Raw genomic sequence first — 12,450 nt, forward strand, 5'->3', positions numbered from 1 at the left:
CGGCTATTCGATAGGACAGTGTAGCCAGAGGTGATGTTCCTTGAGGGTAGACTCGGTCCCTGTAGGAGCGGCCTTGTGTCGCGATGGGCCGCAGAGCGGCCCCGGGATTTCAGCGCTGGCGCATCAATTGTTGGGGCCGCTCTGCGGCCCATCGCGACACAAGGCCGCTCCTACACGGAGCGACCGTGTGACGGCTTTGGGATCAACCGCGGTGACGGCCGCGGAAGTAGTTGATCAGGCCTTGGGTGGAACCATCTTCGGCGCTTTCTTCCAGGCTGCCGACCAGGCGTTGGTAAACGCCCTTGCCCAGCTCCTTGCCTAGCTCCACGCCCCACTGGTCGAAGGCGTTGATGCCCCAGATCACGCTCTGCACGAACACCTTGTGCTCGTACATCGCCACCAGCGCGCCCAGGCGGCGCGGGCTGATGCGTTCCACCACCAGGGTGTTGCTCGGACGATTGCCTGGGATCACCTTGTGCGGGGCCAGCTTTTCGATGTCCGCTTCGTTCAGGCCTTTGCCACGCAGCTCTGCCTCGGCTTCCTCGCGGGTTTTGCCCAACATCAGCGCCTGGCTCTGCGACAGGCAGTTGGCGTACAGCCACTGATGATGGTCGGCCACCGGGTTGAAGCTCACCACCGGCACGATGAAGTCGGCCGGAATCAGCTGGGTGCCCTGGTGCAGCAGCTGGTGGTAGGCATGCTGGCCGTTGCAACCGACGCCACCCCAGATAACCGGACCGGTGTCGGTCTTCACCGGGGTGCCGTCCTGCAGCACGCTCTTGCCGTTGGACTCCATGTCCAGCTGTTGCAGGTGCTTGGTAATGTTGCGCAGGTAGTGGTCGTACGGCAGGATCGCGTGACTCTGGGCGCCCCAGAAGTTGCCGTACCACACGCCCAGCAGGGCCAGCAGCACCGGCATGTTCTTGTCGAACGGCGCGGTCTGGAAGTGCTGGTCCATGGTGTAGGCACCGGACAGCAGTTCCTTGAAGTTGGCGGTACCGATGGCCAGGGCGATCGGCAGGCCGATGGCCGACCACAGCGAGTAGCGCCCGCCCACCCAGTCCCACATCGGGAAGATGTTTTCTTCGCGGATGCCGAAGGCCACGGCGGCGGCCTTGTTGCTGGAAACGGCGATGAAGTGGCGATACAGCTCGGCTTCCGAACCGCCCTGGGCCAGGTACCAGGTACGGGCGGCTATGGCGTTCTTCAGGGTCTCGAGCGTGTTGAACGACTTCGACGAGACGATGAACAGGGTGGTTTCGGCGCGCAGGTTGGCCGACAGCTCGTGGAACTCACTGCCGTCGATGTTCGCCAGGTAGTGGCAGCGCACGCCGCGCTGGGCGTAGGGCAGCAGCGCCTCGGACACCAGTTCGGGGCCGAGGAACGAGCCGCCGATGCCGATGTTGACCACGTCAGTGATCGGCTTTTCGCTGTAGCCACGCCACAGGCCGTCGTGAATGCGGCCGACCAGTTCGGTGATCTGGTTGAGCACCTTGTGCACTTCCGGCATGACGTTCACGCCGTTGACGCTGAGCTTGTCGCCTACCGGACGGCGCAGGGCGGTGTGCAGCACCGGGCGACCTTCGGAGGCGTTGATGATTTCGCCGCTGAACATCGACTTGATGGCGTCCTGCAGGCCCACTTCGTTGGCCAGGTTCACCAGCAGGTCGCGGCTTTGTTCGGTGATCAGGTTTTTCGAATAGTCGAGGAACAGGCCGCAGGAGCTCAGGGAGAACTGGTCGAAGCGCTTGGTATCGGCGGCGAAAGCTTCGCGCATGCTGAAACCTTGCATGGCGTCGCGGTGTTGCTGAAGCGCCTGCCAGGCGGGCAGGGCCGTGACATCGTGGGGTGTGCGGTAATACGCCATTGCGCGGGGTTCCCTTGGTGCGTGGTGAGACCTTGGACACGGCACTCATTGCCGGGTTCAGGCTGGCACCATTATAGGCAAAGGCCACTTGCAGGGAATGGGTAAGGCGGGGGAATTTGGGGGCGCTTTGCGCCCCACTCGCAGCACAAGGCTGCTCCTACAGAAGAAGGTGGTTTCTGTAGGAGCAGCCTTGTGCTGCGAATGGGCTGCAAGGCAGCCCCAGGCCGTTACGCGGTCTTCTCTTCCAGATGAAGGTACAGGTTGTCGATCAACCGTGTGTTACCCAGGTAAGCCGCCGCAATCACCACCAGATCACGATCATCGATCATCGCGGGTCGCAGGCTTACCGCATGACGCACCTCAAGGTAATCCGGGCGGAAACCCGCGGCGGTCAACTGCGCCTTGCCTTCGGCAACCAGTGCGGCAAAGTCCCGCTGGCCATGGCGGATGGCCCCAGCGATATGCTGCAGCGTGCGGTACAGCGCAGGTGCCGTAGCACGCTGCTCCGGCGTGAGGTAGCCGTTACGCGACGACAGCGCCAGGCCGTCCTCGGCCCGCACGGTGGGCTCGCCGATGATCTGGATCGGCATGTTCAGGTCGCGCACCATGGCGCGGATAACCGCCAGCTGCTGGAAGTCCTTTTCACCGAACACGGCAAGGTCGGGCTGGACCATGTTGAACAGCTTGCTGACCACGGTGGCCACGCCTTCGAAATGACCGGGCCGGCTGGCGCCGCACAAGCCTTCGGAAAGGTGGGGTACGCTGACGCGGGTTTGCACGCTCATGCCGTCGGGGTACATCTCTTCGACGCTGGGCGCGAACAGCAGATTGCAGCCAGCCTGAAGCAGGCGCTCCTGGTCGGCGGCGAGGGTGCGCGGATACTTGTCGAGGTCTTCGTTGGCGCCGAACTGCAGCGGGTTGACGAAGATGCTGGCGACCACGAAATCGGCGCGCTGCGCAGCCTTGGTTACCAGGGCGGCATGGCCGCTGTGCAGGTTGCCCATGGTCGGCACGAAGCCGATGCGCTTGCCTTCACCGCGGGCGCGGGCGACAGCGGCGCGCAGTTCGCGGACGGTCTTGACTGTATTCATGCACTGAACCCGTGTTCGCTGCCTGGGAAGCTGACTTGCTTGACCGCCTCGACGTATGCGACGAGGGCGCTGTGGATATCCGGCTGGCCTTGCATGAAGTTCTTCACGAACTTCGGTACGCGGCCGCTCAGCGACAGGCCGAGCATGTCGTGCAGGACCAGTACCTGGCCATCGGTGCCGCTGCCGGCGCCAATGCCGATCACCGGGATGGATACGGCACTGGTGATTTCCGCCGCCAGTTCGCTGGGCACGCATTCGAGCAGCAGCATGGCCGCACCGGCCTGTTCCAGGGCGATCGCGTCGGCGCGCATCTGCCGGGCCTGGGCTTCCTGGCGGCCCTGGACCTTGTAGCCGCCCATCACGTTGACAGTCTGCGGGGTCAGGCCCATGTGCGCGCATACTGGCACACCACGCTCGGCCAGCAGGCGGATGGTCTCGGCAAGCCAGGCAGCGCCTTCGATCTTGACCATGTGGGCGCCGGCCTGCATCAGCGTGGCGCTGTTGGCAAAGGCCTGCTCCGGGGTGGCATGCGCCATGAACGGCAGGTCGGCGAGGATCAGCGCGCCGTCGTTGCCACGTTTGACGCTGGCGGTATGGTAGGCCATGTCCGCGGTGGTTACCGGCAGTGTGCTGTCGTGGCCTTGCAGGACCATGCCCAGCGAGTCGCCCACCAGCAACACTTCGACACCGGCCTGGCTGGCGGCCTTGGCAAAGGTGGCGTCGTAACAGGTCAGCATGGTGATTTTTTCACCCTTGGCCTTGAGGCCATTGAGGGTGGTCAGGGTTACTTCAGGCATGTAGGAAATTCCTCGTTCAGGCGCTGTAAGAAACGACTGCATTCAACGCGTGTAGTCATTTTCCGGAGCGGCACATCATCGCGCGTGATGTTCGGGCACAGGTCCGTCCGGGCCTAAATACGGGTATGCGGCACTTTGGTGCCACACGGGACGCCTATAGTCGTGAGCGAGGTGGGGGAAGTCAATCACCCTGTTACCGCATTGTTACGATCAGGGTGTTACTGGCGTTACCGCGCCAGTGTGCAAGGCTGGAACGCCCGGTTTACAGGCGTTCCAGGCCGACGAACGGGCAGTCGTCAAGCAGTTGCGCAAGGGCGCGGCCGTCGGCCAGGCGGAAATCGCCCGGTACCAGTTCCGCCAGCGGGTACAGCACGAAAGGCCGGGCATGCATGTGGTAGTGCGGTACTTTCAGGCGCGGCTCGTCGAGCACCTGGTCGCCGAACAACAGGATGTCCAGGTCCAGTGTGCGCGGGCCCCAGCGTTCCTTGCGCACGCGGCCCTGATCGTTCTCGATGGCCTGCAGTGCATCGAGCAGGGCCAGCGGTGGCAGGGCGGTGTCCAGGGCGGCGACGGCGTTGGTGTAGCGCGGCTGGCCGGGCAGCAGCGAATCGCTGGTATACAGGGCCGAGGCCGCCACCAGGCGTGTGGCTTCGACCTGGTCGAGGGCCTGCAAGGCGCTGCGCAGCTGCTCGGCAGGTGCGTCCAGGTTGCTGCCCAGGCCGATATAGGCGCGGGTACTCACTCGAACGCCTCGTCGCCACTGCGCTTGCGCTTGCCACCGCTGCGCTTGCGTTTGCGCGGGCCGGCGCCGGTGCCTTCGTCACGGCTGCCCAGTTCGCGGATCATCTCGCGACGCTCGCTGTCGTTGGCATCCTGGTAGTCGGTCCACCACTGGCCGAGGTCGTCGGTTTCTTCCCCGGCGCTTTCGCGCAGCAGCAGGAAGTCGTAGCCGGCGCGGAAGCGCGGGTTGTCCAGCAGCATGTCGGCGCGCTTGCCGCTGCGGCGTGGCAGGCGCTCCTGCATGTCCCAGATCTCGCGGATCGGCAGGGTGAAGCGCTTGGGGATGGCGATACGTGCGCATTGTTCGGCGATCAGGTCGTGGGCCGCACCGTTCATGGCCGGGATAGGCGGCACGCCTTGGTTCTGCAGGTGCAGCACGCGAGCCGGGAGGGCTGGCCACAGCAGCGCGGCGAAGAGGAAGGCCGGGGTTACCGGTTTGCCTTGCTTCACGCGCAGGTCGGTGTTGTTCAGCGCTTGGCTGATCAGCGTGTGGGTGTAGGTCGGGCGCTCGTCCAGGGCATGCGAACTGGCCGGGAACAGCGGCTCGAACAACTGAAGGTCGACCAGCATTTCGAAGACGATGGCGCCCTGGCCGGAGAGGAACAGCTTGAGGCTCTCTTCGAACAGGCGCGCTGGCGGAATTTCCCGCAGCAGTGGGGCCAGCTCTCGAATCGGCTGGACCGTGTGTTTTTCGATGCCGAAGTCGAGCTTGGCGGCGAAGCGCACCGCGCGCAGCATGCGCACCGGGTCTTCCTGATAGCGGTGGGTAGGGTCGCCGATCAGGCGCAGCAAGCGGTTGCGGATATCGTGCACGCCGTTGGCGTAGTCGAGGATGCGCTCGCTGACCGGGTCGTAGTACAGGGCGTTGATGGTGAAGTCGCGACGTTGCGCGTCCTCTTCCAGGGTGCCGTACACGTTGTCACGCAGAATGCGGCCACTGGCATTGTGCGACGAACGGTGGCTGTCGCCCTGGTCGTCTTCCGAATGGTGGGCGCGGAAAGTTGCGACTTCGATGATTTCACGTCCGAAATGCACGTGGACCAGCTTGAAGCGGCGGCCAATGATGCGTGCGTTGCGGAACTCGGCACGGACCTGTTCAGGGGTGGCACTGGTGGCGACGTCGAAGTCTTTCGGCGTGATGCCCAGCATCAGGTCGCGGACACAGCCACCGACCAGGTAAGCCTGGTAACCGGCGCTCTGCAGGCGTTCCACGATGTTCACCGCATGGCGGCTGAATTGGTGGCGTTGCAGCGAGTGCTGGCTCTTGTTGATCACCTCAGGCGTGGTGCGCCTGTGGTGCGGGCCCGGTACGGGCGGGCGGAACGACTGGAACAGCTTCTTCAGCATGGGATGCACTGTTTGAAGGAATGTTCGGCCAAGAATAGGAGAATGGCCGCATGATGGGCGGGGATTCTAGCATTTACTCAAGGAATGGTGTAGGCGGGTAGCAGGATGCCTGCCAGAAGGGTAGAAACGACAAGGGGAGCCTAAGCTCCCCAAGAAGTCGTTGCGTGCTCTTATTGTTTTTTTGCTGGGCTTCTTGTTTTTGTTGAGTGCCCTGTCCACAAATCTCGAAGCTTGTGGACGACCCCCAATCCAGGGGTTAAGAGCAAACGGATTGCTTTGGTCGCTGATGTCACGTTGATCTGTCGATCCAACCAGTTCAGGCGCTGCTTTTTAGTGCAGTTTTTGTTGTTCTCTGCCTGGTTGTGGGGCAAGCCCCAAACACGCATCCTCTCCAAAAGAATCAGTTAGCTGCGCCTCCGCCGTCTTGTTTTTATTGTGCGTGAGCCGTTTCGTCTTGTTCTTATTCTGAGTTGCAGTGCTTGTTATTGTTCTTGTACCAGACATATAGCAGGTGCCGTGCCAACTTTTGCAAACCCAGTAAAATCAATGGGTTGGAGGTGGTGAGCAGTTTTTCAGCGGTCGGAAATGTCGAAATTTCGTTACCGTACGCCTCGGGAACTGTTACGGCGGAAAGCTTGGGTAACAGATTTTTGCAGGGGCTGATGTGTTACCGGGGGTGTGTGCGCTGGCTTTGCTGGCCCTTTCGCGGGCACGCCCGCTCCCACAGGGGGGCACCACCCTTTAGGGCAGTGAAATTCCTGTGGGAGCGGGCATGCCCGCGAAGAGGCTGGAGAGGTTGTAGATAGGGGCAGGAGGAACCTCCCGCCCAGGCAGCGCGGTTATTCGCTGGTAGCGTTGCTCTTGCGTCGCGGGATGCCCAGGCGCTGGCGGCGTTCCCACAAGCACTTGCGGCTGACCCCGAGCTTGCGGGCCAGCTCGGTCTCGGTCATGTGGTCCTGGTGCTCGAGCACGAAGTGCTGGAAGTAATCTTCCAGCGACAGGTCCTCGGTCGGCTCATGGCTGGCATTGGCCGTACTGGCCCCGACCAGGGCGTTATCGAGGATTTCGTCCTCCTCCAGGTCACCCAGCTCGATATCGATGCCCAGCAGGTCGGCGGAAATTTCTGCGCTCTCGCTGAGGATCACCGCACGCTCCACGGCGTTTTCCAGCTCTCGCACGTTACCCGGCCAGCTGTAGTGACGAATGGCCTGCTCGGCTTCGGCCGAGAAGTGCAGGTCGTCGCGGCCAATGCGCGCGCTCTGGCGGGCGAGGAAAGCGCTGGCGATCTCGTTGACGTCGCTGCCGCGCTCGCGCAGGGCAGGCAGTTTCAGGGCGATCACGTGCAGGCGGTAATACAGGTCTTCACGGAACTGGCCGGCCTTGGCCAGGTTCTTCAGGTCGCGGTGGGTCGCGGCGATCAGGCGTACATCGACCTTTTGCGACTGTACCGAACCCACCCGGCGAATCTCGCCTTCCTGCAGTACGCGCAGCAGGCGGGCCTGGGCTTCCAGCGGCAGTTCGCCGATTTCGTCGAGGAACAGGGTACCGCCATCGGCAGCTTCCACCAGGCCGGCGCGCCCGGCGCTGGCGCCGGTGAACGCGCCTTTCTCGTGGCCGAACAGCTCGGACTCGATCAGTGTCTCGGGGATGGCTGCGCAGTTCACCGAGATCATCGGTGCCTTGGCCCGGCGCGACAGGTTGTGCAGGGCGCGTGCGACCAGCTCTTTGCCGGTGCCCGATTCGCCCTGGATCAACACATTGGAGTCGGTGGGCGCGACCTTGCGGATCTTGCTGTACATGTCCTGCATCGGCGGGCACGAGCCGATGATGCCGATTTCGCCATTGGCGGCCACCGCGCTGCCTTTGTCGGCGGGGGCGGCCTTGCCATTGGTGGCGCGTGGCTCGGCCGCCGGTGCGGCAGCCGGGGCGTTCTGCCGGTCGCGCAGGATACGCGCCACCGCTTGCAGCATCTCGTCGTGGTCGAAGGGCTTGGCGATGTAGTCCACCGCGCCCATTTTCATCGAGTCTACCGCCGAGCGCAGGCTGGCGTAGCTGGTCATGATCAGCACCGGGGTGCCTTGGCCGAGCTTGATCAGTTCGGTGCCGGGTGCGCCTGGCAGGCGCAGGTCGCTGACGATCAGGTCGAAGGTGGCAATGCTGAAGCGTTCCTGGGCTTCCTGCACCGAGCCGGCTTCGCTGACCTGGTACTGGTTCCGTTCGAGCAGGCGACGCAAGGCCGAGCGGATGATGGTTTCGTCTTCGACGATCAGAATGTGCGGCATTGATTCAATTCTCTCGACGGTCTCGAATTTCAGGGGACGTCGCTACGACATGCCGGGGCAGGGTCACGCGGATCCGGGTGCCACGTTGCCGTTCGATATCGGCCGGGCTGTCGATGGTGATTTGCCCATAATGCTCTTCCACGATGGAATAGACCAGAGCAAGCCCCAGTCCGGTTCCTTCGCCCGGGTCCTTGGTGGTGAAGAAGGGTTCGAACAAGCGGTCCATGATGTTCTTCGGGATCCCGCTGCCCTCATCTTCGACGATCAGGTCGACGGTGTGCTCGTTGACTTCGCTGCGCACGCGCACGGCGCTGCCGGGCGGCGAGGCGTCGCGGGCATTGGAAAGCAGGTTGATCAGCACCTGGGCCAGGCGCTGCGGGTCCCCTTCGGCCCAGTGCTCCGGGTCGCAGAGGTTGAAGAACTGTACTTCGAAATTGCGCCGGTTCAACGCCAGCAGACCGATGGCGTCCTGCGCCACTTCGGCCAGGCATACCGGTTCTTCGCTGTTCTGGTGGCTGCCGCCGGCATGGGCGAAACTCATCAGCGACTGGACGATGCGCGATACCCGCTTGGTCTGTTCGAGAATCTGGCTGGACAGCTCGATGATTTCGCCATCGCCCTCACGCTCTTCGCGCAGGTTCTGCGCCAGGCAGGCGATGCCGGTGATCGGGTTGCCGATTTCGTGGGCCACGCCGGCGGCCAGACGGCCGATGCTGGCCAGGCGTTCGGAGTGCACCAATTTGTCTTCCAGGGCCTGGGTTTCGGTAAGATCCTCCACCAGCAGTACCAGGCCGCTGTTGCCCGGGGCCAGCGGCTCGTCGATGGCCGCCTTGTGCAGGTTCAGCCAGCGCGGCTGGCCGTCCAGCGCCAGGCGCTGCTTGTGCAGGTGCTCGTCTGGCACGTTGATGAAGCCTTGTAGCAGGCCGCGCCAGGGTTCGCTGATGGTGACCAGGCGCGAGCCGACCACGTGCTTGGCGGCGATGCCGGTGAGCTCTTCCATGGCCTTGTTCCACATCAGGATTTCCTGGTCCTTGGCCAGCGAGCAGACGCCCATGGGCAGTTCCTGCAGGGTCTGGCGGTGGTAGCGGCGCAGGGCGTCGAGCTCGGCGGCCAGGCCGGTCAGGCGGGAGTGGTAGTCTTCCAGGCGGCTTTCGATGAAGTGGATGTCCTCGGTCACGTAGTTTTCGTTACCGGACTTGTACGGCAGGAAGGTCTCGACCATGTCCTGGGCCACGCTCGGCCCCATCAGGCCGGACAGGTTGGCCTCGATGCGGTCGCGCAGGCGGCGCAAGGCATAGGGGCGGCGCTCGTCGAACGGCAGGTAGAGATCGCGCAGGGCCTGTTCCACTTCCTTCTGTGCGGCCTTGGCGCCCAGCGGCTTGGCCAGTTGAGTGGCGAACTCCTGTGGCGAGGCGGCGTGCAGCTCGCGGCGTTGCGGGCGGCGCACATTGTCCACTGCGCAGGCTTCGGCGGCGCTTACCTCTTCGTTGCTGGCGTTGGTGAACAGCGAGATCAGGGTGAACAACAGCACGTTGGCCGCCAGCGAGGCGATGGCCGCCATGTGCCAGCTGGTGTCGTCCAGCACGTAGATCATGTCCAGCAGCGGGATGTAGAAGCCCTGCAGGTTGCCCAGCAATGGCAGCAGCATGGTCACCATCCACACCAGGGTGCCGGCCAGCAGGCCGGCGATGAAGCCACGGCGGTTGGCAGTCGGCCAGTACAGCACCGACAGCACGCCCGGCAGGAACTGCAACGTGGCCACGAAGGCGACGATGCCCAGGTTGGCCAGGCTCTGGTGGTTGTTCTGGGTTAGGTAGAACATGAAGCCCGCAGTGATGATGGCGACGATCAGCGCGCGGCGGGTCCACTTCAGCCAGCGGTAGATGTTGCCTTCGGCCGGCGGCTGGTACAGCGGCAGCACCAGGTGGTTGAGGGCCATGCCCGACAGCGCCAGGGTTGTGACGATGATAAGCCCGCTGGCGGCCGACAAGCCGCCGATGTAGGCCAGCAGCGCCAGTGCCTGGTTGTTGGCGGCAAGCCCCAGGCCCAGGGTGAAGTATTCGGGGTTGGTGGTGGCGCCCAGGCGCAGGCCGGCCCACAGCACCAGCGGCACGGCCAGGCTCATCAGCAGCAGGAACAGCGGCAGGCCCCAGCTGGCGCTGACCAGCGAGCGCGGGTTGAGGTTTTCGGTGAAGGCCATGTGGTACATGTGCGGCATGACGATGGCCGAGGCGAAGAACACCAGTAGCAAGGTGCGCCATGGACCTTCCTGCAGCGGCGTATGCAGAGCGGCCAGGGCGGTCTGGTTCTGCAGCAGCCACACTTCCAGTTCGTGCGGGCCGCCGAACACGCCATACAGGGCATACAGGCCGATACCGCCCAGGGCCAGCAGCTTGATCACCGACTCGAAGGCGATGGCGAACACCAGCCCTTCGTGCTTTTCGCGTGTGGCGATGTGCCGCGAGCCGAAGAAGATGGTGAACAGGATGATGAGCGTACAGAAGGCGAAGGCCACACGTGCCTTGACCGGCTCACCGGTAAGGATACTGATCGAGTCTGCTACCGCCTGGATCTGCAGGGCCAGCAAGGGCAGAACGCCGATGAGCATGATGATGGTGGTCAGCGCCCCGGCCCAGGTGCTGCGAAAGCGGAACGCCAGCAGGTCGGCCAACGAGGACAGCTGGTAGGTACGGGTGATCTTCAGGATCGGATAGAGCAGCACTGGCGCCAGCAGGAACGCGCCGGACACCCCCAGGTAACAGGCAAGGAAGCCGTAGCCGTACTGGTAGGCCAGGCCCACCGAGCCATAGAAGGCCCAGGCACTGGCGTATACGCCCAGCGACAGGGTGTAGGTCAGCGGGTGGCGAATGATCGAGCGCGGGATCAACCCCCGCTCGCTGATCCAGGCCACACCGAACAGCACCATGAGGTACGCGGCGCTGATCAGGATCATCTGGGTCAGGCTAAAGCTCATCGGCATCTCGTTGGCTCTGCAGGATGAAGGTGACGACGATCAGGATCAGCCAGAGCAGGTAAGGGCGATACCAGGCTCCGGTCGGTTCGATCCACCAGTCCATGATGGCCGGGGAGAACAGGTAGATCCCCACGACCAGAAGCAGGACCAAACGATAGATGTACATGCTGGCCTCGATGGTTGGGCGCTGCGGGCTTGGACTTATTATTGGCGCAAATGGCTGGGGGGATGCTAGCGGGAATCCATGGTGTTCGCCAAGAGGTTGAATTTATTGGGCTTTTGTTTTTGAGGGGTGGGTTGCCTGTTCTGGCCCTATCGCCGGCAAGCCAGATCCCACAGGGTCACCACAGGATCTGAGTGCTGCGCTGTACCTGTGGGAGCTGGCTTGCCGGCGATAGGGCCGGGCCTGCCTCAGCGCAAATCAGCCTCTGGCACCGTGGTCCGCTGCGCAATCGCCTCGGGCCGCCACTGCTTGCGAGCTACCGCCAATACCTCCGCCGGCGTTGCCTGCAACAACTCGGGGTCGGCTTTCTGCCCCAGCGCCCGCAGCGCCCGCAGCAACAGCGGTGTCGCCTGGTCCGCCTGCAGCGGCGGCGAGCGGTACGACTTGCCCAGCTTGTGCCCGTCCGGCTGCACGATCAGCGGAATATGCAGGTAACGTGGCTGCGAGAAGCCCAGCAACTCTTGCAGGTACAGCTGGCGCGGGGTGTTGTCGAGCAGGTCGGCGCCACGCACGATGTCGGTAACACCTTGCCAGGCATCGTCCAGTACCACCGCCAGTTGGTAGGCATACAGCCCGTCGCGGCGCTGGATGACGAAATCGCCCACTTCACGCCCCAGGTGCTGCTGGAACTCGCCCTGTACGCGGTCGGTAAAGCGGTAGATCAGCTCTGGCACGCGCAGGCGGATCGCCGCGCCATCCCTAGCATGCCCGGCATTGCGGCAAAGGCCCGGGTAGATACCGTTGTAGCCCTCAAGCTGCTTGCGCGAGCAGGTGCAGGCGTAGGCCAGGCCCATGTTGAACAGGCGGTCGACTACCGCGGCATAGGCATCGTGCCGCTGGCTCTGGAACACCACTTCGCCGTCCCACTCCAGGCCGTAGCGCTCCAGGGTCTGCAGGATCGCATCGCGAGCACCGGGCATTTCCCGAGGCGGGTCGGTGTCTTCCATGCGCAGCAGCCAGCGGCCGTTCACGGCGCGGGCATCGAGCCAGGAGGCGAGGGCGGCGACCAGCGAGCCGAAGTGCAGGAAGCCGCTGGGCGTGGGGGCGAAACGCCCGATGTAGCTTGAGTGGGTCATGGTCAGGCTGGGC

The 12,450-nt window shown here is 63.7% G+C and carries 9 protein-coding genes; all 9 read right to left on the reverse strand.

The window, feature by feature from the left end:
• Nucleotides 1–202: 202 nt before the first annotated feature.
• Nucleotides 203–1,867: a glucose-6-phosphate isomerase gene (pgi, locus tag GYA95_RS27380; RefSeq protein ID WP_015271849.1), complete on the reverse strand. Its 1,665-nt coding sequence runs from the start codon at nt 1,865–1,867 to the stop codon at nt 203–205.
• Between the two features lie 227 nt (nt 1,868–2,094).
• The gene (gene panC / locus GYA95_RS27385) at nt 2,095–2,958 is read right to left on the reverse strand and encodes a pantoate--beta-alanine ligase (protein ID WP_013974275.1); all 864 of its coding nucleotides are present in this window, start codon (nt 2,956–2,958) and stop codon (nt 2,095–2,097) included.
• A complete protein-coding gene (gene panB / locus GYA95_RS27390; protein ID WP_015271848.1) occupies nt 2,955–3,755 on the reverse strand; it encodes a 3-methyl-2-oxobutanoate hydroxymethyltransferase in 801 nt (266 codons plus the stop codon). Before panB ends, panC begins: the two co-directional genes overlap by 4 nt.
• 262 nt (nt 3,756–4,017) lie before the next feature.
• Complete coding sequence (gene folK, locus GYA95_RS27395; RefSeq protein ID WP_013974273.1) at nt 4,018–4,497, reverse strand: 2-amino-4-hydroxy-6-hydroxymethyldihydropteridine diphosphokinase; 480 nt, start codon at nt 4,495–4,497, stop codon at nt 4,018–4,020.
• The gene (locus GYA95_RS27400; RefSeq protein ID WP_015271847.1) at nt 4,494–5,882 is read right to left on the reverse strand and encodes a polynucleotide adenylyltransferase PcnB; all 1,389 of its coding nucleotides are present in this window, start codon (nt 5,880–5,882) and stop codon (nt 4,494–4,496) included. The genes folK and GYA95_RS27400 overlap by 4 nt, the downstream gene beginning before the upstream one ends.
• An 839-nt stretch (nt 5,883–6,721) precedes the next feature.
• Nucleotides 6,722–8,164, reverse strand: a complete 1,443-nt coding sequence (locus GYA95_RS27405; protein ID WP_015271846.1) for a sigma-54-dependent transcriptional regulator — start codon at nt 8,162–8,164, stop codon at nt 6,722–6,724.
• Nucleotides 8,165–8,168: 4 nt separating this feature from the next.
• Nucleotides 8,169–11,144: a sensor histidine kinase gene (locus GYA95_RS27410; RefSeq protein WP_161551537.1), complete on the reverse strand. Its 2,976-nt coding sequence runs from the start codon at nt 11,142–11,144 to the stop codon at nt 8,169–8,171.
• Nucleotides 11,128–11,304 (reverse strand): hypothetical protein, encoded by a 177-nt coding sequence (locus tag GYA95_RS27415; protein ID WP_003250005.1) that lies wholly within the window; start codon nt 11,302–11,304, stop codon nt 11,128–11,130. Before GYA95_RS27415 ends, GYA95_RS27410 begins: the two co-directional genes overlap by 17 nt.
• Nucleotides 11,305–11,549: 245 nt before the next feature.
• A complete protein-coding gene (gluQRS, locus tag GYA95_RS27420; protein WP_015271844.1) occupies nt 11,550–12,437 on the reverse strand; it encodes a tRNA glutamyl-Q(34) synthetase GluQRS in 888 nt (295 codons plus the stop codon).
• Nucleotides 12,438–12,450: the final 13 nt, after the last annotated feature.

The sequence above is a fragment of the Pseudomonas asiatica genome (assembly GCF_009932335.1).
Classification (GTDB): Bacteria; Pseudomonadota; Gammaproteobacteria; order Pseudomonadales; family Pseudomonadaceae; genus Aquipseudomonas; species Aquipseudomonas asiatica.